The sequence below is a fragment of the Deinococcus sp. AB2017081 genome (genome assembly GCF_034440735.1).
Taxonomy (GTDB): Bacteria; Deinococcota; Deinococci; order Deinococcales; family Deinococcaceae; genus Deinococcus; species Deinococcus rufus.
The window spans coordinates 3,645,536-3,671,842 of record NZ_CP140098.1 but is presented as its reverse complement, the minus strand read 5'-3'; the positions used below and the strand labels follow the sequence as shown (position 1 = coordinate 3,671,842).

29 protein-coding genes are annotated in these 26,307 nt (G+C 69.7%); 15 read left to right on the top strand and 14 right to left on the bottom strand.

The annotated features are described in order from the left end of the window. Positions 1-146: 146 nt before the first annotated feature. From U2P90_RS17935 to U2P90_RS17925, 3 genes are all read left to right on the top strand, one after another. Positions 147-890 (top strand): purine-nucleoside phosphorylase, encoded by a 744-nt coding sequence (locus tag U2P90_RS17935; RefSeq protein ID WP_322473199.1) that lies wholly within the window; start codon positions 147-149, stop codon positions 888-890. Between the two features lie 4 nt (positions 891-894). Further along, on the top strand, positions 895-1,692 hold the full coding sequence (locus U2P90_RS17930; protein ID WP_295819032.1) for an enoyl-CoA hydratase/isomerase family protein: 798 nt from the start codon (positions 895-897) through the stop codon (positions 1,690-1,692). Positions 1,693-1,804: 112 nt separating this feature from the next. Then, positions 1,805-2,899, top strand: coding sequence for a phosphohydrolase (locus U2P90_RS17925; protein ID WP_295819029.1), 1,095 nt, complete (start codon positions 1,805-1,807; stop codon positions 2,897-2,899). Positions 2,900-2,958: 59 nt separating this feature from the next. On the opposite strand, the gene U2P90_RS17920 is transcribed toward U2P90_RS17925, so the two are convergent. Further along, the gene (locus U2P90_RS17920) at positions 2,959-3,294 is read right to left on the bottom strand and encodes a hypothetical protein (RefSeq protein WP_295819028.1); all 336 of its coding nucleotides are present in this window, start codon (positions 3,292-3,294) and stop codon (positions 2,959-2,961) included. A 99-nt stretch (positions 3,295-3,393) separates the two neighbouring features. Here U2P90_RS17920 and U2P90_RS17915 point away from each other — a divergent pair, with 99 nt between their 5' ends. Beyond that, positions 3,394-3,864 (top strand): GreA/GreB family elongation factor, encoded by a 471-nt coding sequence (locus U2P90_RS17915; RefSeq protein ID WP_322473198.1) that lies wholly within the window; start codon positions 3,394-3,396, stop codon positions 3,862-3,864. A gap of 52 nt (positions 3,865-3,916) precedes the next feature. Here U2P90_RS17915 and U2P90_RS17910 read toward each other — a convergent pair whose 3' ends face one another. From U2P90_RS17910 to prfA, 3 genes are read right to left on the bottom strand one after another with little or no spacing between them, the layout of a single operon-like run. Beyond that, positions 3,917-4,591, bottom strand: coding sequence for a hypothetical protein (locus U2P90_RS17910; RefSeq protein ID WP_322473197.1), 675 nt, complete (start codon positions 4,589-4,591; stop codon positions 3,917-3,919). 15 nt (positions 4,592-4,606) lie between these two features. After that, positions 4,607-5,092, bottom strand: coding sequence for an NUDIX hydrolase (locus U2P90_RS17905; RefSeq protein ID WP_295819020.1), 486 nt, complete (start codon positions 5,090-5,092; stop codon positions 4,607-4,609). Continuing rightward, the gene (gene prfA / locus U2P90_RS17900; RefSeq protein WP_295819018.1) at positions 5,079-6,176 is read right to left on the bottom strand and encodes a peptide chain release factor 1; all 1,098 of its coding nucleotides are present in this window, start codon (positions 6,174-6,176) and stop codon (positions 5,079-5,081) included. The genes U2P90_RS17905 and prfA overlap by 14 nt, the downstream gene beginning before the upstream one ends. A 294-nt stretch (positions 6,177-6,470) precedes the next feature. Here prfA and U2P90_RS17895 point away from each other — a divergent pair, with 294 nt between their 5' ends. Then, entirely contained in the window at positions 6,471-7,433 is a 963-nt protein-coding gene (locus U2P90_RS17895; RefSeq protein WP_322473196.1) for a homoserine dehydrogenase, read from the top strand. Positions 7,434-7,967: 534 nt separating this feature from the next. On the opposite strand, the gene U2P90_RS17890 is transcribed toward U2P90_RS17895, so the two are convergent. From U2P90_RS17890 to ftsH, 5 genes are all read right to left on the bottom strand, one after another. Then, entirely contained in the window at positions 7,968-8,702 is a 735-nt protein-coding gene (locus U2P90_RS17890) for a cytochrome c biogenesis CcdA family protein (protein ID WP_322473195.1), read from the bottom strand. Continuing rightward, positions 8,703-9,137: a peroxiredoxin family protein gene (locus U2P90_RS17885; RefSeq protein ID WP_322473194.1), complete on the bottom strand. Its 435-nt coding sequence runs from the start codon at positions 9,135-9,137 to the stop codon at positions 8,703-8,705. An 80-nt stretch (positions 9,138-9,217) separates the two neighbouring features. Beyond that, a complete protein-coding gene (locus U2P90_RS17880) occupies positions 9,218-10,423 on the bottom strand; it encodes a hypothetical protein (RefSeq protein ID WP_322473193.1) in 1,206 nt (401 codons plus the stop codon). Continuing rightward, the gene (locus tag U2P90_RS17875; protein WP_322473192.1) at positions 10,411-11,022 is read right to left on the bottom strand and encodes a sigma-70 family RNA polymerase sigma factor; all 612 of its coding nucleotides are present in this window, start codon (positions 11,020-11,022) and stop codon (positions 10,411-10,413) included. Before U2P90_RS17875 ends, U2P90_RS17880 begins: the two co-directional genes overlap by 13 nt. Positions 11,023-11,124: 102 nt before the next feature. After that, the gene (gene ftsH / locus U2P90_RS17870; protein ID WP_322473191.1) at positions 11,125-12,990 is read right to left on the bottom strand and encodes an ATP-dependent zinc metalloprotease FtsH; all 1,866 of its coding nucleotides are present in this window, start codon (positions 12,988-12,990) and stop codon (positions 11,125-11,127) included. 202 nt (positions 12,991-13,192) lie between these two features. Between ftsH and U2P90_RS17865 the strand changes: the two genes are divergently transcribed. From U2P90_RS17865 to U2P90_RS17840, 6 genes are all read left to right on the top strand, one after another. After that, positions 13,193-13,855 carry a response regulator transcription factor gene (locus U2P90_RS17865; RefSeq protein WP_295819007.1) on the top strand — a complete coding sequence of 221 codons (663 nt, stop codon included), beginning with the start codon at positions 13,193-13,195 and terminating at the stop codon, positions 13,853-13,855. A 79-nt stretch (positions 13,856-13,934) separates the two neighbouring features. Continuing rightward, complete coding sequence (locus U2P90_RS17860) at positions 13,935-15,305, top strand: sensor histidine kinase (RefSeq protein WP_322473190.1); 1,371 nt, start codon at positions 13,935-13,937, stop codon at positions 15,303-15,305. Between the two features lie 47 nt (positions 15,306-15,352). Next, positions 15,353-16,135: an NTP transferase domain-containing protein gene (locus U2P90_RS17855; RefSeq protein WP_322473189.1), complete on the top strand. Its 783-nt coding sequence runs from the start codon at positions 15,353-15,355 to the stop codon at positions 16,133-16,135. A gap of 107 nt (positions 16,136-16,242) precedes the next feature. Continuing rightward, entirely contained in the window at positions 16,243-16,479 is a 237-nt protein-coding gene (locus tag U2P90_RS17850) for a ferredoxin (RefSeq protein WP_295819001.1), read from the top strand. 292 nt (positions 16,480-16,771) lie between these two features. Then, on the top strand, positions 16,772-17,707 hold the full coding sequence (locus U2P90_RS17845; protein ID WP_322473188.1) for a magnesium transporter CorA family protein: 936 nt from the start codon (positions 16,772-16,774) through the stop codon (positions 17,705-17,707). Beyond that, entirely contained in the window at positions 17,704-18,180 is a 477-nt protein-coding gene (locus U2P90_RS17840; protein WP_322473187.1) for a DUF4262 domain-containing protein, read from the top strand. The genes U2P90_RS17845 and U2P90_RS17840 overlap by 4 nt, the downstream gene beginning before the upstream one ends. A 25-nt stretch (positions 18,181-18,205) precedes the next feature. Here the strand turns inward: U2P90_RS17840 and U2P90_RS17835 are convergent, their stop codons facing one another. The 3 genes from U2P90_RS17835 to murI form a co-directional block, all read right to left on the bottom strand. Next, on the bottom strand, positions 18,206-18,565 hold the full coding sequence (locus U2P90_RS17835; RefSeq protein WP_295818998.1) for a DoxX family protein: 360 nt from the start codon (positions 18,563-18,565) through the stop codon (positions 18,206-18,208). Between the two features lie 66 nt (positions 18,566-18,631). Further along, the gene (rph, locus tag U2P90_RS17830) at positions 18,632-19,378 is read right to left on the bottom strand and encodes a ribonuclease PH (protein WP_322473186.1); all 747 of its coding nucleotides are present in this window, start codon (positions 19,376-19,378) and stop codon (positions 18,632-18,634) included. A 10-nt stretch (positions 19,379-19,388) separates the two neighbouring features. After that, the gene (gene murI, locus U2P90_RS17825; RefSeq protein WP_322473185.1) at positions 19,389-20,252 is read right to left on the bottom strand and encodes a glutamate racemase; all 864 of its coding nucleotides are present in this window, start codon (positions 20,250-20,252) and stop codon (positions 19,389-19,391) included. A gap of 117 nt (positions 20,253-20,369) precedes the next feature. On the opposite strand from murI, the gene U2P90_RS17820 reads away from it, so the two are divergent. Both U2P90_RS17820 and U2P90_RS17815 read left to right on the top strand, forming a co-directional pair. After that, complete coding sequence (locus tag U2P90_RS17820) at positions 20,370-21,203, top strand: alpha/beta fold hydrolase (protein ID WP_322473184.1); 834 nt, start codon at positions 20,370-20,372, stop codon at positions 21,201-21,203. 20 nt (positions 21,204-21,223) lie between these two features. Beyond that, positions 21,224-21,661, top strand: coding sequence for a hypothetical protein (locus U2P90_RS17815; protein WP_322473183.1), 438 nt, complete (start codon positions 21,224-21,226; stop codon positions 21,659-21,661). A gap of 152 nt (positions 21,662-21,813) precedes the next feature. Here U2P90_RS17815 and U2P90_RS17810 read toward each other — a convergent pair whose 3' ends face one another. Further along, positions 21,814-22,473 carry a potassium channel family protein gene (locus U2P90_RS17810; RefSeq protein ID WP_295818989.1) on the bottom strand — a complete coding sequence of 220 codons (660 nt, stop codon included), beginning with the start codon at positions 22,471-22,473 and terminating at the stop codon, positions 21,814-21,816. 46 nt (positions 22,474-22,519) lie between these two features. After that, entirely contained in the window at positions 22,520-23,944 is a 1,425-nt protein-coding gene (locus U2P90_RS17805; protein WP_322473182.1) for a TrkH family potassium uptake protein, read from the bottom strand. A 54-nt stretch (positions 23,945-23,998) separates the two neighbouring features. Between U2P90_RS17805 and U2P90_RS17800 the strand changes: the two genes are divergently transcribed. Continuing rightward, the gene (locus U2P90_RS17800) at positions 23,999-25,123 is read left to right on the top strand and encodes a methyltransferase domain-containing protein (RefSeq protein WP_322473181.1); all 1,125 of its coding nucleotides are present in this window, start codon (positions 23,999-24,001) and stop codon (positions 25,121-25,123) included. Positions 25,124-25,273: 150 nt separating this feature from the next. Next, the gene (locus U2P90_RS17795; protein ID WP_322473180.1) at positions 25,274-26,275 is read left to right on the top strand and encodes a Gfo/Idh/MocA family protein; all 1,002 of its coding nucleotides are present in this window, start codon (positions 25,274-25,276) and stop codon (positions 26,273-26,275) included. Positions 26,276-26,307 lie beyond the last annotated feature (32 nt).

Here is a 26,307-nt window from a genome sequence, read left to right as displayed (position 1 = left end):
GGAACTGACATCTCATGAGAACTTCGGCGGGGGTGGTGGACGGGGGTGGTGGGCCGGGCCGGACGCGGTCACGCCACCGGTCACCCCCATGAGAGGCGGCCCGTGTGGCCCGGTCGCAGGCCCGGCACGCTGCCTATACTCCCGGCATGACCCAGATCCACGTCCGTGCCCAGCCGGGCGACGTCGCTCCCTCTGTCCTGCTGCCCGGCGATCCCAACCGCGCCCGGCACATCGCCGAGACCTATCTGGACGGGGCGCGGGCCTACACCACGCACCGGGGCCTGCTCGGGTACACCGGCACATACCGGGGGGTGCCGGTGTCGGTGCAGACGACCGGCATGGGCTGCCCCAGCGCCGCCATCGTTGCCGAGGAACTCGCCCGGCTGGGGGCAACGACCCTGATCCGGGTGGGTACCCTGGGCGGAGCCACGCCCACGGTCGCGCCCGCCGATCTGGTGATCGCCACGGCCGCCGTGCCCAACGACGGCACCACGCGGCAGCTGCTGGACGGTGCCCCGTACGCCCCGGCGGCCAGCTTCGACGTCGTGCACGCGGCGGTCGTGGCGGCCCGCGCCCTGGACGTGCCACACCACGTCGGCCTCGTCATGACCGAGGACGCCTTCTATGCCAGCACCCCGGCGCACGCCCGACTGTGGGCCTCGCGCGGCGTCCTGGGCTTCGAGATGGAGGCCAGCGCGATCTTCCTCGTCGCGGCGCTGCGCGGCATCCGCGCCGGGTGCCTGACCGCGTGCAGCAACGACATCGGTGATCCGCAGCTCGTGCCCGAGGACGTCCTGGCGGGCGGGGTCGACCGCATGGTGCGGGTGGCGCTGGAGGCCACCGTCACGCTCCACGCCACGGACAGCGCCGCTGCCGCCGTGGCAGGATGAACGCATGACCCAGCTCGACGAACTCGATTTCAATACGGTGCAGATCGACCAGCACGGCCCCATCGCCGTGCTGACCATCAGCCGCCCGCAGGCGCTGAACGCCCTGAACGCCGAGACCCTGGGCGAGATCTCGCAGGCGGTCGACATGATCGTCGAGGACGCCGAGGTCGGCGTGCTGATCATCACCGGGGCCGGCGACCGCGCCTTCGTGGCGGGGGCAGACATCAGCGAGTTCCGGCAGGTGCAGTCCGTGTACGACGGACGGGAACTCGCCCTGTCGGGCCAGGACGTCATGACGCGTATCTCGACCCTGCCCATTCCGGTGATCGCGGCCGTGAACGGCTACGCCCTGGGGGGCGGCCTGGAACTGGCCCTGGCCTGCGACATCCGGGTGGCCGCGACCGGTGCCCGCCTGGGCCTGCCGGAGGTCACGCTGGGGCTGTTGCCGGGCTTCGGCGGCACGCAGCGCCTGTCCCGCCTGATCGGCGCGGGCCGCGCCCTGGACCTGATGCTCACCGCCCGCCAGGTGCCGGCCGAGGAGGCGCTGGCCATGGGCCTCGTGAACTACGTGGCCGACGATGCCCTGACCAGGGCCCGCGAGGTCGCGGAGCAGATCCTCAGGAACGCGCCGGTCGCGCTGTCGCTGGTCAAGGAGGCGGTGCGGCGAGGGCTGGACACCACGCTCGACGCCGGTCTGGAGATCGAGGCAGACATGTTCGGCCTCGCCACGGCCACGAAGGACTTCCAGGAGGGTGTGGATGCCTTCCTGAACAAGCGCCGCCCGGCCTTCCAGGGTGAGTAGCGCGGTCGTCCTGGCGCTGTTCCCGCTCCGCCTTCCAGTTCCCTCCGGCCGGATCGTCTGCCGCCGTCAGCGGCGGGCGGACGCCACCTGACCCGCACGCCCCGAGGCCCCCATGGACGAAGCCACTCCCCCCGCCACCCCGCAGCGCCGCGCCACGGATCAGAAATTCAAGCTGAGCGTGCAGGGCGGTACCGTTCAGGACGTCGAGGGCCGCCGTCTTGAGGCCCCGGACAGCGCGCCGGCCGGATCCGGACAGCGCGTCGTGGAATTCACCACCCCCCGCGCCAAGCTGATCGAGGAGGCCAATGGGGCCATCCGTTCCGATCTGGCCGAGTATCCGCGCGCCCTGGCCGCCTACGATGCCCTGCGCGGGGATCCCGAGGCGCTGGCCTGCTGGGACATGGCCAACTACGTGACCATGCGCAAGCTGGGCTACAACGACCACGGGCGTGTCCACGCGTTCATCACGGGCGCGGCCAGCATGGCCATCACCGAACTGCTGCTGGCGGGCGGCGTGAAGCCTGACATCATGGATTCCGGCGTGGGCGACGCCGACGACGTGTACCTGTGTGTGATCCTGGGCACCATGCTGCACGACATCGGCAACCAGATCCACCGTGTGGGCCACGAGGCCCACGGCGTGGCCCTGGCCCTGCCGATCCTCGACCGGATCATGACGCCGCTGTACCCTGATCCCTTCAAACGCACCAAGGTGCGGTCATTCATCCTGGGCGCGATCAACTGTCACGACCTCAACCCCGCGCCGCTCACGCTGGAGGCCGGGATCACCGCCGTCGCGGACGGCACCGACATCACCAAGGGCCGGGGCCGCAAGGCCTTCTCGCTGGGCAGCGTGGACATCCACTCGATCAGCGCCCTGGCGGTAGACGAGGTCGTGATCGAGCAGGGCCGTTCCATGCCGGTGCTGATCAACGTGACCATGAACAACTCCGGCGGCATCTTCCAAGTCGAGGAGATCCTGGCCCCGAAGGTGATCCGCACGCCCATGCGCCGCTTCGTGGAACTGCGGGCGGCCACCCGCCCCCAGGGCGACGAACAGATCCTGTCGCGCGTGCGGCTGGACGGCGACCACTTCGTCATGGATCTGGACAGTGGCGAGCGCGTTGCTGTCGAGGTCAAGGACACCCAGAAACGCGCTCAGCAGGCCATTGCCGAGCAGCTGGGCGTTCCCAGCGACAGCCGCTGAGGAGGGGCAGGGGGGGGCCGTGACGGTTGTACTGCCGGCCCTCTGCCCTGACGGGCGTGTCAGCCCTTCTTGCTTCCAGGCAACGGCGTCGTGCGGGCCGGGCCGCCGTCCACGCCGCCGGCACGGGTCACGCCGGCACCACCGTGGGCGCTGCCACCCAGATCGCTGTCGCCGTCATTGTTGGGTGTACCCTGGCGATCCTCGAAGTCGCTGCCGCCCAGCAGGCCGTCCTGGAAGCCCGGCTGGTCGTTGGGGTTGCTGCGTTCGGCGGCGGCCTCGCCACGCAGGATGTCCTCGGTGGCCATCTTGTCCTGCACGAGTTCCGGGGTCGTTCCCTCGTCGACCACGGCGCCGTCCTGCTCGTCCTGTCTGTACTGGTCATCGGATCGGGTCATGCGTGCAGCGTAGACGCCGCCGTGTCCGGGTGGTGGAGGACGCCTTCACGAAATCTGAGCCGGCTGCCCAACCCGCCCGTGACCTATACTTGACTGTCTATGAGCAACAAGAGCATTCCCATGACCCAGCGCGGGTATGACAAGCTGGCCGAAACGCTGCACCACCTGAAGACCACCCGCCGCGAGCAGATCAGCGAGAACATGGGCCGCGCCATCGCGGACGGTGACCTGCGTGAAAGCGCTGCCTACGACGAGGCGCGCATGGAGCAGAGCGAGAACGAGGCCCGCATCTCCGAACTGGAGGAGCAGCTGCACCGCGCCGTGGTGGTTCCCGAGGACGCCAGCGGCGGGGCGGGCCTGGGCGCGAGGATCACCGTGAAGGACGAGAAGGGCAACCAGCGCCAGTTCGAACTCGTCGGCACCTACGAGGTCGATGTGCTCAAGGGCAAGATCAGCGACGCCTCGCCCATCGGTAAGGCGCTGAGCGGCAAGCGGGCTGGGGACACTGTGGAAGTCCCTCTTCCGAAGGGCACTGCGAAGTTCGAGGTCGTGGCCGTAGAATACAGCTGAGGTCGGATGGGGGACGCCAGCGTGGGACGGCTCCTGCGCTGGCGTCGTCCTGTCAGTCCAGCACCAGATCCAGTGTCGCCACGCGCAGCGAACCCTCGCCCGTGTGGTGGACGCCCAGGGGGCCGGGCACCAGATGCAGCGGATGGGCGAAGTCAGGGCCATCCACCAGCACCGTGTGATACTCGCCGTTCTCGCCGCAGGCGTCGGCCCCGTGCGCCTCGATCTCCTGCACCAGCGGGGCGTCCAGTTCGCGACCGAGCAGGTCAGCGGGCAGGGCATCCTCGCGCACGGCGACGATCAGGGCGCGGAAGCCTGAACCCAGCAGTTCGTCCACCAGCGCGCGGCGCGGCTCCAGCCACAGCGGCAGCGCCGGCATGATCCCGGCCGCCGCGCAGACCTGCTCTTCCCAGTCGCGGTGGGCCTGCAGATCGATGTCGCCGAAGACCGCCGTGGACGCCCCGGCCTGTGCGGCGCGTGTCAGCAGGGCCGTGAACTCGGCCTCATAGCTGGCCCAGCTCGCGTTCGCCGTCCACAGCGGCACGCCCAGCGCATCGGCCTGGGCACGCAGCACCTCCGGCCGCAGCCCGTGCGAGCGCGTGCGCGTGCCGGTCTCGTCCAGCACGTTCAGGAGCGCCAGCGGTTGCCCACCCGCCCGCTTTGCGCGGTGGAACGCCAGCGCACTGTCCTTGCCACCGCTCCACGACGTGACGAAGGCCGCATCACTCATCTGTGGTTCCCGGCCTCACTTCAGCCCCGGAATCCGTAGCCCGCCCCGGCCATCCCAGCCCTTGAAGGCGTAGAAGCGACCCGGCTCACCGGTCGTCAGGTAGTCGTTCAGCGGCTCGCGCATGGGCGGAGACTCCAGTTTGACCAGCGCCTCCTCGGGCGTGCAGAACCGTGCCTCCACGATGAAGCCGTCCGGGTCGGCCGGATTCAGCAGGCCCTCCCACGTCGCCTCGAAGGCCACGGCGATCGCCCGCTCGCCCCGGCGCTCGTCCTCGATATGCACGGTGTACGCCATGTGCCGGATGCCAGTCAGCTTGAGCCCTGTCTCCTCGAAGATCTCGCGGTACAGCGCCTCGGGCAGCGTCTCGCCGGGCTCGACCACGCCGCCCGGCAGGGTGTGGCGCACCCGCCCGTGCCCCTGCCAGTCGTTCCCGACCAGCAGCACCCGCCCGAAGCGGTCACGCAGGATCCCGGCGGCGACCAGCAGGTCACGCCGCGCCATGCCGTCCCTCCTGGCCCATGTCCAGCAGCTGCTGCTCACGCTCGGCGCGGGCCAGGGCGGCGACGACCGGCGCAAGCGCTCCGTTCATGACCACGTCCAGGGGCGAATTCTTGTCGTCGCCCTCCAGGCGGTGATCCGTCACACGGTTCTGCGGGTAGTTGTAGGTGCGGATCTTCTCGCTGCGGTCGCCACTGCCCACCTGCGAGGCCCGCTCGGAACGCTCGGCGGCGTCCCGCGCGGCGCGCTCGCGCTCGGCCAGGCGCGAGGCCAGCACCTGCAGCGCCTTCTCGCGGTTCTTGATCTGCGAGCGGCCGTCCTGGCAGACCACCACGATCTCGTCGGGTGTTCCGGCACGGTACACGGCCCGCACCGCGCTGTCGGTGGTGTTCACGCCCTGCCCGCCCGCGCCCTGTGAGCGGTACACGTCGATCCGCACCTCCGACAGATCCAGATGCACGTCCTCCGGCTCGGCCTCGGGCAGCACCGCCACGGTGGCCGTGCTGGTGTGGATGCGGCCCTGCGACTCGGTGGCCGGCACGCGCTGCACGCGGTGCACCCCGCGCTCCCACTTGAAGGCCCGGAACGCGCCGTCGCCCGAGACCTCGGCCACGACCTTGCTCGCGCCGCCCAGATCGGATTCGCTGGCATCGAGCACACTGACCTTCAGTCCGGCACCCTCCGCGTAGCGGGTGTACAGGCGCAGCAGATCCATCACGAACAGCCCGGCCTCCGCGCCGCCCGCGCCGGCCCGCAGCTCCAGCACCACGTCCTTCTCGTCGTCGGGATCGGTGGGCAGCAGCAGCACCTCCAGCTCGGATTCGATCTCGGCCAGCCGCGCCGTGAGGGCCGCGACCTCGCCCGCCGCCAGCTCGCGCATGTCGGGATCGGTCAGCAGTTCGCGGGCGCCGTCCAGATCGGCCCTCAGCCCGTCGCGCTCGCGTACCAGCGTGGCCAGGGGCAGCAGCTCTCGGTGGCGGCGGGTCAGGCGGGCGTACTCGCGCCCGTCGGCCAGCGCGGCCGGATCCCCCAGCCGCCGCTCGACCAGTCCGAATTCGGCGGCGAGTTCCTCCAGACGGGAACTCATCCGGCCACCGGTGGGCGGCAGTGGCCCTCAGCGAGTGGGACGAGGAGATCCGGGACGGCGGGCACGGACAGGCAGGAACGACGCGGTCGCGTTCCGCGCACTCCCGCCGCAGACGCGCGGGGCGTCACGTGACATACGCCGTCCGCCCGGGCACCGGCCACGGCGAACTCACAGCCGGCCCGCACGCACGGGCCAGCAGACAGACACTTGACACAGGGAACATGGAGGCAGTCTACCGCCCACACCTAACCCGCCATGGCGGCCCTGCCCTTAGCTCGCGTTACAGTCCACGGCATGAGAACCGTCACCGTGGGCGTCCTGGGCAGCGGCACCGTCGGCCAGGATGTCCTGAACCTGATCCAGCGCCGGAAAAGTGTGTTCGATGACATCGGCGTGAAGATCGAGATTGCCGGCGTGCTCGTGCGCGATGTCAACCGTCCCCGGAACGTCCCCGCCGGCACCCGCGTCACCGACACCTGCGACTTCCTGCAGGAATGCACCGTCGTCATCGAATGTATGGGCGGGGTCGACCGGCCGCTGGAACTGCTGCGGCCCTACCTGCGCAGCGGGCGACCCCTGATCACCGCCAACAAGGCCATGCTCGCCGAGCGCTGGAGCGAACTGCGCGACTACGCCCTGGCCGGCAACCTGTACTACGAGGCAAGTGTCATGGCGGGCACCCCGGTCATCGGGCCCATGAGTACCGTGCTGCGGGCCAGCACCTTCGTGCAGCTCCACGCGATCCTGAACGGCACCTGCAACTACATCCTGGGCCAGATGGAACAGGGCCGCGACTACGCCCAGGCGCTGGCCGAGGCGCAGGCCCTGGGCTACGCCGAGGATCCGCCCACCCTGGATGTCGGGGGCTTCGACACCGCCCACAAGCTCGCCGTCATGGCCCGCTTCTGTGCCGACGGCGACTTCGACTACGGCCGCGTGCAGATCCAGGGGATCGAGCACGTCACCGCGCAGGACATCGCGGACGCCCACGCGGCCGGCGAGCGGATCAAGCTCGTGGCCAGTCTGGAGAAAGAGGGGGACGGCTGGGCCGCGCGGGTCGCGCCGCAGCGCCTGCCCGCCGACCACCCGCTGTGCACCGCCGGCGAGAGCCGCAACGCCCTGGTCTACGAGGCCGAGGAGAGCGGCACCCTGATCTTCGCCGGGGGCGGGGCCGGGGGGATGGTCACGGCCTCGGCGATGGTCGGGGATCTGCTGGACTACCTGCTGGGGTTCCCTGGGCACGTGCCGCTGCACTGAGTCCTGAAGGTCAGCGTAGCGATGGATTGCCCACCCCCCAGCCCCCTACCCAGAGGGCAGGGGGAGCTAAGCGCTGCGCTCGGCAAAGTGCGAGTTGGGCAGCGCTGGTGGCCGTGTTCTCGGAGCTGTGGAGGCGGCGTCTCTGCCTATTGCATTCACGCTGTCAGCGCCCGTGCGCTGCGCGCCCATGAGCGGGTCAGCCTACGTTGATGGAGCAAGAGGAGCGAAGGGCCGCCCCTGAGCGGATGGGGCCACGTGCGATGGCATTCAGTCAGGGGCAGGGGAGGGGGCTTCGTCTCTTACCTCCTCCCCTTTGCGACGCCTGGTGTGCATTGCAGAGAATGACGGCTGGGACGCCCTTCTTTTCGCTCCTCCCCCCTTGCGGGGGAGGCTGGAAGGGGGGTGGCGAGCGGAGCTCGCCCATAGGCTGGATGACGCGCTGCGTCGGTCATTCCACCTGATGCGCCTGCGGGCCGGCAGACACGCCCCCATCCTGAACCCCCGATCCCACCCGGCCTCCGGCGCCACTCCTCCTCACCGCGACTGCCGCTCCAGTTCCGTCTGCACTGCCGCCGTCTCTTCCAGGAAGGTCAGGTTCTGGAGGGCGGGAACCGCGTTCACCAGCGCGGTCTGGGCACGTCGATCCACGCCGAAGGCCATGCCCACGGCGAACACCACCAGCACCACGCCGAACGCCTGCTGGATGCCGCCCAGACGGCTGAGCAGCGCGGGCCGATGCAGCACGCGGCGGCCTCCCCACATGACGCCCAGCATGGGCAGGGCGACCCCTGCAGCGTAGGCCACGGTGGCCGCGACCGCGAAGCCGGTGACCTGACCGCTCAGGGCCAGGGTGGTCACGCTCGCCAGGATCGGCCCCACGCACGGCGTCCAGACCACGCCCAGGGTGGCCCCGACCAGCACGCCGCCCAGAAAGCCGTCGACGTCCCGGCCCTGACGCTGCGGCACGGCGCGGGCCATGACCAGCTCGAACCGGGTGTGCAGGGCAGGCACGGCCAGCGTCAGGCCGAAGCCCAGCAGCAGGAGCGTGGCCACCCAGCGGATCACATCGGGGCTGAGGTTCAGGGCCCCCACGATGCTCGCCAGGAACAGGGTGAGCAGCACGAAACTGGCAATGAATCCGGCGATGATTCCCGGCGGACGGCCCCGGCCCCCGACGGTGCCGGACAGCAGCACCGGCAGTACCGGCAGCACGCACGGTGACAGGACGGTCAGGACGCCGCCCACGAAGGCCACGAGCAGCAGCAGCATCTACATCTTCTTCGCAGCGGCGGCCGCAGCCATGATCTCCTTCAGGCCACCGCCCGCCCACTTCTTCAGGGCCTTGCCCTGCGCGTCCACCAGCACGAAGGTGTGCTGGTACGCGATGCCGTACTGTTTTTTCAGGGCCGTTTCCCGGTCGTAGTCGGTCTTGAAGACGACGATGCCGGCCGGCAGCTTCGCCAGGTTCTTCGTGATGTCCGCGTCAGCCCGTTTGCAGTTGGGGCACCACGTGGCATGGAAGAACAGCACGCGCTGCGTGGTTCTGGCGGCGTCGAAGGCCGCCTTCGAGTAGACCTGATAGCCCTTCATGTCATGCATGCCGCCCATGTCGTGGTCGGGCATGCCGGTGGGCGGGGTCATGCCGGCCACGGCGGTGGCGGCCATCAGGGCCAGGGTCAGGGCGGGCGGCAACACTCTGTTCATGGACAACCTCCGGGGAGTCGAGGCCAGGGGCAGGACGACCTCTCCTCTGACAGCAGTACGGCGGGTGAGTGGCGGACGGTTCAACGGCTGCCCTCGATGCTGGCGGTCGTCCGGAGCTCCGTGTCCAGGACGCGCACGCCCAGCCCGCCCTCGGCCACGGCGAAGCCCCCGTCCGGCAGGCTGACCACGTCCATGGGATGTGCCAGTCGGGCCCGCTCCAGCTGTCCGGTGCCCAGATTCACGCGGGTGACGGTGCCGCCCCGGTCGGTCAGGATCGCCACGTCGCCGTTCACGCCCAGCTTGTCGGGGTGGCCGCCCACGGCCCAGGTCTGGACGACCACGCCATCCAGATCCAGCTGCAGCAGCCGGCCGGTCACGTCCAGCGCCAGGATGCCGCCCGGAACCGCCTCCAGCGCCACCGGCATCCCGCCGACCGCCACGCGCCGCCGGACGGCCAGCGTCCGGGGATCGAGCACGCAGATCTCGCCGCTCAGGTGGTGGGTCACGAACAGCGCATCGCCGACGAGCAGCACGCCGTCCATCACGTCGGCCAGGGGCATGCCGGGCGCGGTGGCGATCGTGATCCGCGCCCCGCCCAGCGTGCCGACCTCGCCGCGCACGCTCTTGAAATACACGCGGCCGCCGTCGGGGCCCGAGGTGGCGGTCAGGCCGGCCACGCCGTCCGGCACGGAATAGGTTCTCAGGATCGTGAGCGGGCTCGGCTGGATCTCCAGCACGCGGTCGTTCGCCGCGTCGGCCAGGAAGACCCGGTCGCCCAGGCGCACCCCCTCGGTGAACCATGCAGCCTCGCGGCCGCCGGAGGACATGCTGGCGCTCACCCGGCCGCCCGCCACCACGCTCAGGGTGCCGGCGCGGTCGTTCGAGGCGATCAGCAGGGAGGTGCCGGTGCTGACCACCACTGCCGGATCTGGGAGCGTGGCCGCCGTGCCCCGCGAGGGCGTGAGCAGCGTGCCCAGGGCCAGGACGCCGCTGATCGCCGCCGCCACACCCAGCGCGGCCGGCCACCAGCGCCGGGCCGGGCCGGGAGTCTTCCGGGCCGCATCCAGAACGTGCATCCTCATGGCTGGGGGCGGCGTCACCTCGGGCACGTCCTCCAGCAGGGCAAGTGTCACGTCGCGCAGCAGTTCCAGGTGGGCGCGGCACGCCGGACAGCCCGCCAGATGCGCCATGACCGCCGGGGGCAGCGCCGCGCCCGTCCCGACGTGTGCCTCCAGCTCGTCCTGAACCTGCGCGTGGGTCAGGTCGTCCGGGGTCAGTCCAGCCATCCCTCCACCTCCTCTCCCAGCACCCGCTTGAGGTGCCGCAGGGCATACGTGATCCGGCTCTTCACAGTGCCCACGGGCACGTCCATGTGGGCGGCGATCTCCTCGCGGGTCTGCCCGTGCAGGAACGCGCGTTCCACCGACTCCCGGTGCGCAGGTGACAGCACGTCCAGAGCGGCCCGGACGCGGTCGCGGCGCTGGGCTGTCTCGGCGACGTGCGCCGGGCCCGGGCGGTCGTCTGGCAGGGGCAGCTCCGCGCCGTCGTCGGCGTACAGCGGCGTGGTCGGCCGCGTGGCCCGCAGGCGATCCAGGCCGCGTGACCGGGCCTTGACCAGCAGATACGCCCGCAGTCCCGCCCGCGCCGGGTCGAAGGCGCCAGGGTGCTCCCACAGGTGCAAGAAGATGTCCTGGGTGACCTCCTGGGCACTGGCCTCGCCGAGCAGCCGAACCAGCACGCCGTACACCGCGCCGGCATGTCGGTCATAGATCTCGGCCAGGGCAGACTCGTCGCGCCGGCGCAGCCGGGCGGCCAGGGCCACGTCGTCCGGCACGGCGCCGCGCCGGTCGGAGCGCAGGCCGCCCAGCGTGGGAGCGTCAGCCATGGGTATCCATGTCACGTCCAGGGTACGGGGCTGACGGGGTGAACGGTTCAACGCCGCGAAAACCCCCCGCTCGGGGCGGGGGGGATTGGCCGTTTCAGAGGTTCAGGCGGTGGTCTGGGGCATCGGGGTGGGCTGGCCGCCCGCGCGGGCCACCGCCTCCCGCACCACGTCGCCGGTGATCAGCTCCTGCGTCAGCAGGGCGTCGGCGACTTCCTGCATGGCCACGCGGTACTCGCTGACGATGTCGCGGGCCCGCTCGAAGGCGCGGGTCAGGATGCGCTTCACGTCCTCGTCGACGAGCTGCGAGGTGTGCTCGCTGAAGGCCTTGGGCTTGGTCATGTCCTCGCCGAGGAACACCGGGCCGGAGTCGGTGGTCAGGGCCATGTTCTTGAAGTTGTCGCCCATGCCCCACTCGAGCACCATCTTCCTTGCGATGTTGGTCGCCTTGCGGAAGTCGTCGGCGGCCCCCGAGGTCACGCTGCCCATGAAGACCTCCTCGGCGGCGCGGCCTCCCAGCGCGACGACCAGCTGGTTCTCCAGGCGTTCCTTGCTCATGAGCACCTGTTCTTCCGGCAGATAGAACGCGGCGCCCAGCGCCCGGCCGCGCGGGATGATGCTGACCTTCTGGAGCTTGTCGCTGCCGGGGATCACGGCGGCGGTCACGGCGTGCCCGGCCTCGTGGAAGGCGATGGCCTTCTTCTCGGCGTCGCTGATGGTCAGCGAGCCGTTCTCCAGACCCAGCGTGATCTTGTCGAGCGCGCGGTAGAAGTCGCTCATCTCGATCACAGTCTTGCCGATCCGGGCGGCCTCCAGCGCGGCCTCGTTGGTGACGTTCTTGAGGTCGGCCCCCGAGAAGTACGGCGTGCTCTTGGCGACCTCGTTGACGTCCACGCCGCTGGCGATGGGCTTGTTGCGCAGGTGCACCTTGAGGATCGCCTCGCGCTCCTTGAGGTTCGGCAGGTCGATGGTCACCTGACGGTCGAAGCGGCCGGGGCGCAGCAGCGCCGGGTCGAGCACGTCGGGGCGGTTGGTCGCGCCCAGCACGATCACCGACGAGGTCTTGTCGAAGCCGTCCATCTCCGAGAGGATCTGGTTCAGGGTCTGCTCGCGCTCGTCGTGGCCGCCGCCGATGCCCGCGCCGCGCTTGCGCCCGATCGAATCGATCTCGTCGATGAACATGATGGCCGGGGCACTCTTGCGGGCGTCCTCGAACAGCGTGCGCACGCGGCTGGCGCCCACGCCCACGAACATCTCCATGAATTCCGACGCGCTGACGCTGAAGAACGGCACGTCGGCCTCGCCGGCAATCGCGCGGGCCAGCAGCGTCTTACCGGTGCCGGGAGGGCCGACCAGCAGCACGCCCTTGGGGATCTCCGCGCCAATCTGGTGGTACTTGCCGGGGTTCTTCAGGAAGTCCACGACCTCGACGAGTTCCCGCTTGGCTTCCTCGTGTCCGGCCACATCGGTGAACTTGGTGGGCACGCGGTTTTCCTTGCCGTACTTCTTGGCCCGGGACTGCCCGAACTGCATGACGCCGTTCTGGCCGCCCTGGGCGCGCATGAAGAAGAAGTACATCATGCCGATCAGCAGGATGATGGGCAGGAAGTTCAGCAGGATGTTCAGCCACTGGCTGGGCTGCTCGAAGCGCAGGTTCACGTTCTGCGCCTGGAGCTGCTGGATCAGGCCGGAGTCCGGCGTGGCCAGCGAGTTGGGCAGCCGCACGGTGAACGCGCTGACGTTGTTGGTCGCGGTGCCCCGCGCCGTGTTGACGGTCACCGGGGTCTGCTCCTTGAGCGTGACGGTCGCCTCGCTCTCGCGCACGACGACGCGCTCGACCTTGCCCTGATCGAGCAGGGTCTTGAATTCGTTGTAGTTCACGCTGACGCGCGACAGGTTGGATGACTGCGAGAACATCAGGAACAGTGCCAGCACGAACAGCACGATCAGCCAGGGGTTAAGCCGCCTCAAGAACAGTCCTCCGGGAAGGTGAAAGGGTGGGCAGGGCGCAGGTCGCCCCGTGAAGTTGAGTGTACCAGACTCAAGGCTGACTGGACCGTGGGCCGGCACACAGCGGCGCAGTGGCGGGGAGGCCGGCACCGCCGACAGGTCGTGCCACAGAGCCGGCGCCGGCACTTCACGCAGGCTTAACCGCCCCCCGTACACTGCGGGCGTGAGACTGCTGTTCGTCGAGGACGACCCCCGGATCGCCCAGCCCACGGTCGCGGCGCTGCGCGAGGCGGGCTACGCGGTCACGTGGGAACAGACCGGCCCCGGCGGTCTGGAGGCCGGCATGCTGGGCGAGTATCCGCTGGTCATCCTGGATGTCATGCTGCCCGGCCTGGACGGCTTCGAGATCGCGCGGCAGCTGCGCGCGGGCGGGGTGGCCTCGGCCATCCTGTTCCTGACGGCGCGGGGCGACCTGGGTGACCGCGTGCAGGGCCTGGATCTGGGCGGCGACGCCTATCTGGTCAAGCCCTTCGCCACGGCGGAACTGCTCGCCACGCTGCGGGCCCTGAGCCGCCGCGAACGTGGTCAGAGCGCTCCGAATGCTGCCTTCGCGGGCGGTCGCGGCACCATCGATACCGTGGCCCGCACCGTCACCTGGGACGGCCAGGAAGTCGCCGTGACGGGCCGCGAATACGGTCTGGTCGAGGCGCTGGCGCTGGCCCCGGAGCGCTGGTTCACCCGCGAGGAACTGCTCGACCGCGTGTGGGGGCCGGAATTCGAGGGCGAGCCGCGCATCGTGGACGTGTATATCCGCTACCTCCGGCGCAAGCTCGCCCCCGAGGCCGTCACCAGCGAACGCGGACGCGGCTACCGCGTGGAGCGCTGAGGGCCGTGTCCAGCGCTGTCCGCCCCCTGCCCGTGGCCCTCGGCTCTCTGCTCTCAGCCCTCTGCTCTCCCTGCCCCCCATGCGCCTGACCCTGCGGGCCCGCCTGGCACTGTTCTCGGCGCTGGCGACCGCGCTGGCGGTGGTGCTGGTGGCCGCAGGACTGTATTTCGCGGTCAGCGGGCTGCTGTGGCGCAGTCAGGTGCAGCAGGCCCTGAGCGCCGCCGGAGCCGTGCAGACGCGGCTGGAAGCCATGCTGCGCGGGGGCGGCCCGCTGGGGCTGGAGGGCTGGCCTGGTGGTGTGGTGGTGGACGAGAACGATCTGGAACGGGTGGCCGACGAGAGTGGCCCGCGCTCCGGTCTGGAACTGCGGCTGGTGGGCGTGCAGGACGGTCAGCTGGCCCAGCTGAGCACGCCGCGCTTCCCGGCGGGCATTCCGGCCGAGCAGCGCGAGGGGGCGTACCAGAAAAACGAGCAGGTGATCATCGTGCGGCCCCTGCGCGGCACCCAGGCGGTACTGACGGTGGCCTCGGATGCGCGGGCGCTGGGCGTGGCGCGGCGGGCCTTCGGACAGGCGCTGCTGCTGTTGCTGCCCCTGGCGCTGCTGTCCACGCTGGCACTCGGCTGGATCGTCGCGGGGCGGCTGCTGCGGCCGGTGCGGGATCTGGAGGGCGCCGCCCGTGCCATCGGCTCCGGCGGCGACCTGCGGCGCCCCCTGCCCGGTGCCGGCGACACCGATGAACTCGCCCGGCTGGCCGGTACCCTGCAGACCAGCTTTCACACCCTGGCCGATGCCCGTGACCGCGAACAGGCCTTCCTGCGCGCCGCCGCACACGACCTGCGCAGCCCGCTGGCGGCCCTGACCGCCCGCGTGGACGGCGCCCTGGCCCGCGACCGCGACGCCGAACGCTACCGCGACGACCTGCGCGAGATCGGCACGGACATCACGCGGCTGTCGCAGCTGGCGAACCACCTGCTGCTGCTGGCCCGCGATCCGGCCGCGCTGGGCCACGCCCCGGTGCCGCTGCGCGACCTGGCCGCCGATGCCGTGGACCGGGCCCGCGAGTTCGCGCCGGAGGCCGACGTGGATCTCGACGCCCCCCAGGCCGTGACCGTACCCGGCGACCGGGTGCTGCTGGGGCAGGCGATCTGGAACCTGACCATGAATGCCGTGCGGCACGCGCCGGGCGCGACGGTCACCGTCCGGGTGGACTGTGTGTCCGGCCACGCCCGCGTCACCGTGCACGACGACGGCCCCGGCGTGTCCGGGGAGGTCCTGGCCCGACTGGGCGAGGCCTTCTACCGTCCCGACGAGAGCCGCAGCGGCGACGGGCACGGCCTGGGACTGGCCCTGGCCCGCCGCGCGGCCGAACTGCACGGCGGCACCCTGACGCTGGAGAGCGCCCCCGGCCAGGGGTTCACGGCCACGCTGGAGGTGCCCGCCCCGTCCTGAGCGCAGCGGTGCCGGGTACTGGATGCGCTCTGCTACGCTGAACCGCAATGTCAGAACCCGAGACCCGCTGGAGCGCCGTCGTGCTGGGCGGTGGCGATCCCGGCGACCCGTTTGCTGCCGCGCACGGTGTGAACGTCAAACCCCTGATCCCGGTGGGCGGGATCCCGATGGCCGCCCATGTCCTGCACGCCCTGCGCGGCAGCGGCCGGATCCGCTGCGTGGCGTATGTCGGCCCCACCACGCCCGAGATCGACGCGCTGATCGACCTGCGCGTCACCGACGTGGGCACGCTGCTGGGCAACCTGGAGGCCGGTCTGGAGGCGCTCGCGGCGACCGGCAGCGCCCCCGGCGAACGGGTGCTGGTCGCCACGGCCGATATCCCCATGCTGACCGGTGACCACGTGCGCGACGTGCTGGACAGTGCGCCGCCGGAGGCCGCCCTGGTCTATCCGGTCGTGCGCCGCGAGGTCTGCGAGGCCGCGTACCCCGGCGTGAAACGTACGTATGCCCGCCTGAAGGACGGCAGCTTCACAGGCGGGAACCTGTTTCTGGTCGATCCGGCCCTGGTCGGTCAGTTCCTGCCGCGCCTGCGCGACGTGCTGGCCGCCCGCAAGGCTCCGCTGCGGCTGGCGGGCCTGATCGGCCCTGGCGTGCTGCTGCGGCTGCTGACGGGTCGCCTGACGGTGCACGCGCTGGAGGAGACGGTCTCGGGGCTGCTGGGCGTGACCGCCCGGGCGCTGGTCACGCCCCACGCCGCTGTGGGCACCGACGTGGACAAGGACGCGGATCTGATCCTGGCAGCGGCACATCTGGGTTCCCCGGCGTCCTGACGCCAGCCGTCCGGGGTGACAGACGCCCCCGGAGGCCGCGACAGCGCATGAAATCCTGTCCATCTTCGCCCTTGCGCCCCCCTGGCGGCGTGTGCATACTGTCCCCCATGCCGCACATCATCACCAGCCCCTGCATTGGCACCAAGGATCAGGCCTGCACCGAAGTGTGCCCGGTCGAGTGCATCTACGACGCCGGCGAGATGTTCCTGATTCACCCGGACGAGTGCATCGACTGCGGTGCGTGCGTGCCCGCGTGCCCGGTCAGCGCCATCTTCCCCGAGGAGGACACGCCCGCCGGCGAGGAAAGCTACATCGAGAAGAACCGCGCGTTCTTCGGTCTGTAAGACCAGCGCAGCTCCGAGGCCCCCGGTTCGCTGGGGGCCTCGTGCTGTGTGGTGGGGTGTGGCTTGCCTCCGGTCATGCCCGCCCGCTACGATGACCGCGCCCATGCGGGAGCCCCGCGCTCCTGCCCGCCCCAGCCCGGCCGCGCGTCCGGCCCCCCACTCCGGCCAGGAGGTGATGTCCGTGAACCCCGAACCCGAACCGCCCAGTTTGCAGCCCGGCCACCGGATCACGCCACCTGCTCCCCGGAGGACGCGCCATGCCCCACACTGACCCGCGCCGGCAGGCCACGCCATGCTGACGTACTACCGCTCCATCGGCGGCAAACTCACCACCCTGGAGGCCTATACCGACGGCTGCTGGGTGAACGCCGCCGACCCCACGCCCGAAGAACTGGCCCGCGTGTCGCGCGAGACAGGGCTGGATCTCGACTACCTGTCGTATCCCCTCGACCCGGACGAGAGATCGCGCTTCGAGCGCGAGGACGGGCAGCTGCTGATGATCATGCAGACCAGCTACCGCCTGCCCGAGGAGAGTGACATCCCCTACGACACGGTGCCGCTGGGCATCCTGCACACGGATCACTGCGTCGTGACGGTGTGCAGCCTGCCGGAGAACCCGGTGATCAAGGACGTGTTGAGCGGTCTGGTCCGCCGCGTGAGCACCGTCAAGAAGAACCGCCTGACGCTGCAACTCTTCCTGCGCAACGCCCAGCGCTTCCTGATCGACGTGCGCCAGATCAACAAGCGCGTGGACGCGATCGAGGACAAGCTGGAGAACAGCCAGCAGAACCGCGAGCTGCTGAACCTCCTGAAGCTGGAAAAGAGCCTGGTGTACTTCATGACCGGCCTGAAGGCCAACGAGGCCATGATGGAGCGCGTCAAACGCGACCGGATCTTCGAGATGTACGAGGAGGATTCGGATCTGCTCGACGACGTCCTGATCGAGAATCTCCAGGCCATCGAGATGGCGTCGATCGCCAGCAACATCCTGACCAGCATGGCCGGGGCCTTTGCCAGCGTGATCAGCAACAACGTGAATCAGGTCGTGAAGGTGCTGACCGTGACCACGATCCTGGTCGCCATCCCGACCCTGGTGACCAGCATCTTCGGGATGAACGTGCCCGTGCCCTTCCATGACGATCCCTACGGCATCTGGATCGTTCTGGGGATCGCCGTGGCGCTGGCGGGCACGCTGGCCCTGGCCTTCCACCGGCTGCGGGTGCTGTGAGCACTTCCGATCAACCCTGGCCGCAGCCAGACGATGATTACGACGAGGCCGTGATCAGGAACATCAAGCAGTTTGGTTGGCATGTGGTTCTAATCCCGGAAGAAGATGATCTCCCAGCGTTTGCGTATACCATCGGACTCCAGAAAAGTTATGGCCATCCAGAAGTGATCGTGTTCGGGATGTCACTGGAGAACATGCACCTCATGCTGAACAATGTCGGGATCCTTGCAAGAGACGGGCATCGTCAATACGACAAGAACCCCTCCTCCGAGGTGATCGAAGGATACGAGGTTGCCTTTCGGACAGTGGATCAACAGCATTACCGCGAGTATCTTGGCACCGGTATGTGGTTCTACCAGGGCTTCAACTTCGCTACCTTGCAGATGATCTGGCCTGACCGGGAAGGGCGTTTTCCTTGGGATGACGGCTTCCATGCCGCGAATCTGCCGCGACAGCCGCCACTGTACTTGTAAGCGGCATATCTGCTACCGCTGTGCCTCAGTCCTGGCTGGTCACGTACAGCAGGGCACCGAACAGGGCGAGGTTCTTCAGGAACTGCACCTGCTGCTGCTGGCGTTCCTTGCCCTGTTTGTCCCAGAACGGGTGGCCGATCACGGTGGTCGGGATCAGGCTGGTCGCCAGGGCCGTGCTCATCAGGCGCGGGGCGACGCCCAGGGCCATCAGGGCCCCGGCCCCCAGCATGACGCCGGAATTGACCTTCACGGCCAGTTCAGGCTCGGGTACCTCGGCCCCCCGCGCCGCGCGCACGATCGGCTCCGGGTTCTGGAAATGCTCGATTCCCTGTTTGATGAACAAGCTCGACAGTAGCGCCCGCCCGATGAATCCCGTCACACTCATGCCAGACCTCCTTGGAATGCCGACGAGTCTAGCGCAGGCGTCTGCCCGGACAGCGCGGGCGGTGCTTCAGAGACCCTGAATCGCCGCGAGCTGCCGGGTCAGGTCGGCCATCACGCGCTGGACGGCGTCCGTCCCCGCCGTGAGGAGCTGCACGTACTCGGAGGGCGTGACCGGGCCGTCCTCGGCCCCGCCCTGCACCTCGATGATCAGGCCGGTGTCGGTGGCGACGACGTTCAGGTCGGCCCGCGCGGTGCTGTCCTCGGCGTAGTCCAGATCCACGCGCAGCTCAGTGCCGATCAGGCCCACGCTGATCGCGCCGACGTTGTGCCGGATCGGCCACTCGGTCAGTTTGCCCTGCTTGACCAGCCGGTCGCAGAAGTCGTGCAGGGCGGCGTGCCCCGCCAGGACGCTCGCCACCCGCGTGCCGCCGTCCGCGACCAGCACGTCGCAGTCCACGTAGATGGTCTGGTTGCGGAACGGGCGCAGATCCATGCTGGAGCGCAGCGCGCGGCCCAGCAGGCGCTGGATCTCGTGGCGGCGGCCATTCTGGAGGTTGCGCTCGCGGGCCTGCCGGTCGTGCGTGGCGCGGGGAAGCATGGCGTATTCGGCGGTCAGCCAGCCCTCCTTGCGCCCCCGCATGTGCGGCGCGGGCTTGTCCTCCAGCGTGACGGTCGCCAGGATCTCGGTGCGGCCCAGGATCAGGTGGGCGCTGCCGGGCGCGTGCGGGTTCACGCCGCGCCGGACACTCAGGGGGCGGGGGGTCAGGGCATCCCGGCCCTCACGGACGGGCATGGCAGGGCGGTGCTGGGTCATGTGGCCTGGGTCATGTGTGGATGGACTCGATTCGCAGCGTGGCCGCCGCAGGGAGATGTTCCCCACTATGCCCGTTTTCAGTTCGGGGCATGGCGGTCAGGGGGGTGGCGCTCAGGGCCGCGATGACCGGAGTGGCCGCCTCCACACTGCCCGTCACGAGGTAGGTGACGGTGCCGGGCGTGGTCTGCGCGTTCAGGAGCTGCCCCTGCTCCAGCACGCGCCGCGTGTGCCGCGCCACGCCGGCGCCGCTGTCGACCAGCGTGAAGGTATCCCCGAACTCAGCGTGGATCGCCGGGGCCAGGAAGGGGTAGTGCGTGCAGCCCAGCACCAGCTGATCCACGCCGGCGTCGCGCAGCGGGGCCAGGGTGGCCCGCAGTTCGGCCCGCGCCTCGGGGCTGTCGGCGTGCCCGGCCTCGACCAGGGGCACCAGCTTCAGGTTCACCACGCCAGTCACCTCGACCCCCAGCGGCTCGGCGTGGTCGCGGATCACGTCCTTCATCAGCTGGCCCTTCAGGGTCACGGGCGTGGCGAGCACGGCGACCCGGCCCGTGCGGGTGGCCTGCGCGGCGGGTTTCACCGCGGGCACCAGCCCGATCACCGGGAACGCGAAGCGCGACCGCACCCGCGACAGGCTGAAGGCCGCAGCGGTGTTGCACGCCACCACGACTGCCTTCACGCCCCGCGCCTCCAGCGCCGCCACCGCCCGCTCGGTCAGGTCGATCACGTCCTCCTCGCTGCGGTCGCCGTAGGGCACGTGCGCCGTGTCGCCCAGGTACAGCACGTCCTCGTGCGGGAGTTCCCGGCGCAGCTCGGCCAGGACGCTCAGGCCGCCCACGCCACTGTCGAACACACCCACCGGAGCCGAGGAAGACATCTGGAGTGATGATAGGTCGTGCGCCGGGGCGAACGCCGGACTCGGTCAGGGGGCCGTGCTATGTTCTTTGCGGAACAGAATTCGCTCAGAAATTCTTTGTATAGCAAAAGGAGTCGGATGGTCACCGAGACGGATGTGACGCTGGACGGCCGTACCCTGCACGTTTACGACGCCGGTTCGACCGACGCCTTCCCGGTCGTGTGGCACCACGGCACCCCGAACATCGGCCCGCCGCCCGAACCGCTGTCCGGGGCGGCCCGGCGGCTCAACCTGCGTCTGATCGGCTACGACCGGCCCGGTTACGGTGGCAGCACGCCCCGCCCTGACCGCTCCGTCGCGTCGGCGGCCGGGGACGCCCTGGCTGTGGCCGACGCGCTTGGCCTGGAACGCTACGCCGTGCTGGGGCACTCCGGCGGCGGCCCCCACGCCCTAGCGAGCGCCGCGCTGTCTCGGCAGCGGGTCGTGGCGGCGGTCAGCATCGCGGGCCTCGCGCCATATGGGGTTCAGGGGCTGGACTGGTACGCCGGGATGCACTCGTCCGCCGCGCTGGAGGCCGCCGCTGCCGGTCGCGCCGCGAAGGAGGCCTACGAGGCCACCGATCCCCCCTTCGACCCGGAGCTGTTCACACCCGCCGACCACGCCGCCCTGCAAGGCCCGTGGGCGTGGCTGAACAGCGTCGTCGGCCCGGCCCTGCCGCATGGCCCCGCGCCCCTGATCGACGACGACCTCGCGTATGTCCGCCCGTGGGGCTTCGAGCCGGCCGACATCCGTGTGCCCACCCTCCTGCTGCACGGCCGGGACGACCGCGTGGTGCCCGCTGCGCACAGCGAGTGGCTGGCCGAGCACATCCCCGGCGCGGAACTGCGCGTGACCGACGGCGACGGCCACCTCTCGGTGCTGAACCACGCCCAGGCGGCGCTGGAGTGGGTGGCGGCCAGCATACCGGGATAGGCCGGGTACACTGACGGCCGATGTCGGTTCTGTACTCGCTGTTCGCCGTGCTGGTCGCCGCAGCCCTGATCCTGTTGCTGCTGCGCCCCGGCGTGGCCCGGCCCATGACCGTGTGGGGGCTGGCCGCGCTGCTGCCGGTGCTGGCGGCCCTGAGCGCGTCGCTGGCCGCGCAGGGCCGGGCGGCGCGGGTGCTGGACGCCGCGCCGGTACAGGGCACGGCGGTGACCATCACCACAGCAGGCCGTACATACCCCGTGACGCTGGACGCCCAGGACGCCGCGTGTCTGGAGCGCGCCCTGCGCCTGAAGGCCCGCGTGATCCTCGACGTGCCGCCGGTGAAGGTGCCCATCCAGCCCGGCACCCGCGTGAGTGGCCCCCTGCCGGATCGCGCCGCCGTGGAGGCGCTGAGCATCCGGGGCACGCTGGCCTGCCCACGGATGCGGGCACAACGGCAGTGACCTGACAGCGGTATTCCGTTACGTTGATGGGTGAAAGGCACCTCCATCAACTCCACGTAGGCCGCTGTCTGTTTCGGCGACTCGCTCCGCTCGCCCCAGAGGAAATGAAGGTATTGGCCTTCAATTCCTCTCGTTACCGCTATGAGTCGGCGCTACTCGCCCAGGAAGCGGCGCAGTTCGTCCAGGTTGTGGCTGGTGCCGATCACGACCAGCCGGTCATGCGGCTTGATGATGTCCTCGGCGCGGGGCGTGACCTCGATCTTCCCGGCGTGGCTGATGGCGATGATCTGCACCCCGAAGCGCCCGGTGAGGTTCAGGTCGCGCAGCGTGCCCTTCAGGCGCTCGTTGGCCTCGATCTCGACGATGGCGTAGTCGCCGCCCAGATCCAGGGTGTCCACGATGTTCGGGGTGGCGATCTGCCGCGCCAGCCGCACGCCCATGTCGTGTTCCGGGCGGATCACGAGGTCGGCCCCGATGCGCTCCAGCACGCGGCGGGCCATCTCGTCGATGGCCTTGCTGACCACGTAGGTCGCGCCCAGGCTCTTGGCGTTCATGGTCGCCAGGATGTTCGCCTGCACGTCCGTGCCGATCGCCACCACGACCACGTCGAACTCCGCGACCCCGATCGAGCGCAGCGCCCGTTCGTCGGTGGCGTCCACGATAGCCGCATGCGTGACGAGGTTCATGACCCGGTCGACGTTCTCCTCGCCGTGGTCGATGGCGACGACCTCGTGGCCCATCTCGTAGAGGGTGGTGGCGACGGCCGTACCGAAGCGGCCCAGGCCGATCACGAGGCATTGTTTGGTCTTCATGTCAACAGTGTCCTTTCGCGCATTCCAGGGTAGCGCGGCCGCGCCCCTACCCGATCAGGATGTCCTTGTCGGCCGGGTAGCGCACCAGGTCGCGGCTCTCCGGGCGGCTGAAGGCCACGGCGAAGGTGAGCGGCCCGATCCTGCCCAGGAACATCAGCAGGATCAGGATGACGTGCTGGCCCGGATTGAGCAGTGGCGTGGTGTTCATGCTCAGGCCCACCGTGCCGAAGGCGCTGACCGCCTCGAAAAACAGCTGCACGAACAGGATCTCCGGACGCGAGTTGAGCATCAGCAGCGCGATCAGCATGACATTGACCAGCCCGATGCTCAGCAGGCCGACCGTCATGGCCCGCAGCACCGTCTCGGTGTCCAGGCGGCGGCGGAACAGGGTGATGTCGCGCCGGCCGCGCACCATGCTCCACGCCGAGGCCATCATCACGTAGAAGGTGCTGGTCTTGATCCCGCCCCCGGTACTGCCGGGGTTCGCGCCGATGAACATCAGCAGGATCGAGATGAAGATGACCGGCACGCCCATCGCGCCGTAGTCCAGCGTGTTGAAGCCGGCCGTGCGCGTGGTCACGCTCTGGAAGAACGACGCGAGCAACTTGTCCCCAAAGCCCAGCGGCCCCAGCGTCTTCGGGTTGCTCCACTCCAGCGCCAGGTACGCCACGGTGCCCAGGGCCAGCAACACGCCCATCATGGTGAGCACCAGCTTGCTGTGAACCATCAGGCGCTGACGGCGCGGATTGAGCAGCCGCCCCACCACGTTCAGCTGCACCAGAAAGCCCGTGCCGCCCAGGATGATCAGCAGCGAGATCACGATGCTGACCAGCGGATCGCCCACGAAGCCCATCAGGTTGTCGCTGTAGAGCGCGAAGCCCGCGTTGTTGAAGGCGCTGATCGAGTGGAAGATGGCGTAGAAGGTGCCGCGCCCCCAGCCCTCACGCGGGACGAAGGCGGGCAGCAGCAGCAGCGCCCCGACGGCCTCGATCACGAAGGTAAACAGGAAGATGTTGCGGATCAGCGGCAGCACGTCGCCGGCATTCAGGGCACTGACCTGCTGCGCCAGCCGGATGCGGTCGGAGAAGTTCACCCGCCGCCGCGACAGCAGCGCGAACGACGTCCCGAAGGTGATGATCCCCAGGCCGCCCAGCTGGATCAGCAGCATGATGACCACCTGTCCCAGCCGGTTGAAGTCCTTGGAGGGGTCGATGACGTTCAGGCCGGTCACGCACAGCGCACTGGTCGCCGTGAAGAGTGCCTGCAGGAAATTCACGCTGCGCCGTGTGCCGTCCGGATTCACGCCGTGCATGACCGGCAGCCACAGCAGCACTGCCCCCACGAAGATGGCCGCCGCGAAAGACAGGGCGATCAGCTGCGGCGGACTCAGGCGTGACAGCAGGGGCTTGCGCAGACGACGACCGCCGGGGCCGGGGGGGGTGGAGGGCGGGGCAGGAGGCAGACGGGTCATGAGAACGAGCGGAGTCTACGCCCCCCTCCCCGGACACGGCTATACTCATCTGTCATGCCCCGTCCCGCCCGCCCTGCCCGACCCCCCGCCGACCGACCGCGTGCCGACCACCCACGGGCCGACCGGCCCCACGGCACCGGACGCAAGACCAGCCGCCCGAAGGTCGACCACCGCACCCGCCAGAAGGCGCACGAATACGAACTCGATGCCCTGAGCGGCCTGGAGCGGGTCGCCGAGACCGAACTCGCCGCCGTGCCCCTGGCCCGCGACATCCGTGGCCCGCGCTTCTGGTATCCCGGCGATCCCGACCGCCTGACCCGCATGAAGTCCGTGATCGCCGTGTACCGCATCCAGACCTGGGACGTGCCCCGGCCGCGCGGTCTGCTGGGCAACCAGCAGCTCTCGGAACTGACCGAGTACCTGCGCAGCGTCGTGCAGGTCGGGCACCATGCGTCCTTCCGCATCGGCGCGGCGGGCAGGGAATCCAGCGTCATGCAGCGCCTGGCCGAGGAACTGGAACAGGGTCTGAACCTCCCGCACGATCCCGAGAACGGCGAGCTGCTGATCCGCCTGCGCCCTGAACTGGACGGCCCCGGCTGGGACGTGCTGGCCCGGATCACCCCCAGACCCCTGTCGGCCCGCGCGTGGCGCGTGTGCAACATGCACGGCGGCCTGAACGCCACCATTGCCTACGCCGTGCACAAGCTGGCCGGGCAGCGCGAGGAAGACCGCATCTTCAACCCCATGAGCGGCAGCGGCACGCTCCTGATCGAGCGCGAGCTGATGGGGCCGAGTGCCGCCATGGTCGGCGTGGACATCGACCAGCGGGCCGTGGACTGCGCGAAGTCGAACATCCACGCCGCGAAGCGCGACATCGAGGTCGCATGCATTGACGCCCTGCACACCGGCCTGCCGGCCCGCAGCTTCGACCTGATCGTGGGCGACCTGCCCTGGGGCGACGCGATCGGCACCCACGTCGACAACGAGGCCCTGTACCCCGCCTTCCTGTCGGAGATGCACCGCCTGACGAGCAAACAGGGCCGCCTGGCCGTGATCACCCACGAGATCCGCCTGTTCGAGCGCGTGCTCCAGAACCAGCAGAAATGGCACGCCCAGGAACTCCTCCAGGTTGCCAGCGGCGGGCATCATCCGAAGGTGTACCTGCTGCACAAGCGGTAGGGAAGTGGGATAACCCCTACGCCCCTGCGGGGGATCTCGCCTCAAGGGGAGGCAACGACGTGATGGTTGGCTCCCTCCCAGGGGAGCTGTCAGCGCAGCTGACTGAGGGGTTCGCCCGGCACCCTGCCTCTCACACGCTAGCCTGTCTCCATGACCACCTTCCGCTGGGGCATCCTGGGCGCCGCCCGCATTGCACGCCGTCTTGTTCCCGCCATGCGTGCGGCTGGAGGCGAGGTCGTCGCCGTGGGCGTGCGAGATACGTCATCCGAACACGCCCAGGCGTTCTCGCAGCAGTGGAACATTCCCATCGTGGGCGGGTATCAGGACGTGCTGGACAGTGACGTGGACGCCGTGTACATCCCACTGCCGAACGACGGGCACCAGCCGTGGACGCTGGCGGCGCTGCGGGCCGGGAAGCATGTGCTGACCGAGAAGCCCTACACCCTGGACGCCGCCCAGGCCCGTGAGATCGTGGACGTGGCCGAGCAGACGGGGAAGACCGCCATGGAGGCCTTCGCCCCGCGCTGCCACCCGTACCTCAGGCGTGTGCGGGACATCGTGCAGGGCGGCGAACTGGGCGAGGTGCGCGTGGTGCGCAGCGCTTTCGGCTTCGGCCTGGACAACGCGGGCGATATCCGCTGGGACGCGACCAAGGGCGGCGGGGCGCTGTACGACGTGGGGACGTACTGCGTGAACACCACCCGCCTGCTGCTCGGGGAGCCGGTGGCCGCCACCGCGCAGGCCCTGTGGACACCCGGCGGCGTGGACGCCTCGCTGAGCGGCACGCTGGAGTACCCCGGTGCGCTCGTCACCCTGGACTGCGGCTTCAACTGGGGCAGTCCCGACACGCAGCGCCTGACCGTGATCGGCACGCGCGGCACGATGGAGTCGCCGTACGTGTCCAGCCCGGCCGACGACCAGCCTGTCACGTTGACGATCCGCACCGCTGACGGCACCCGCGAGGAAGTGATCGCTCCCGCCAATGCCTATACCGAGATGGTCACGCTGTTCCAGCAGGCCGCGCAGGGCCACGCCCCCAACCCCTACCCACCCGCCGACGCCGTGGCCCAGATGCGCGTGCTGGACGCCCTGTACGGGTCGGCCCGGACGGGGCAGCGGGTGGACGTCGGGCCGCGTTCAGTCGATACGTGAAGGGTTGATGGTTCAGGTCAGCGGGTCAGGAC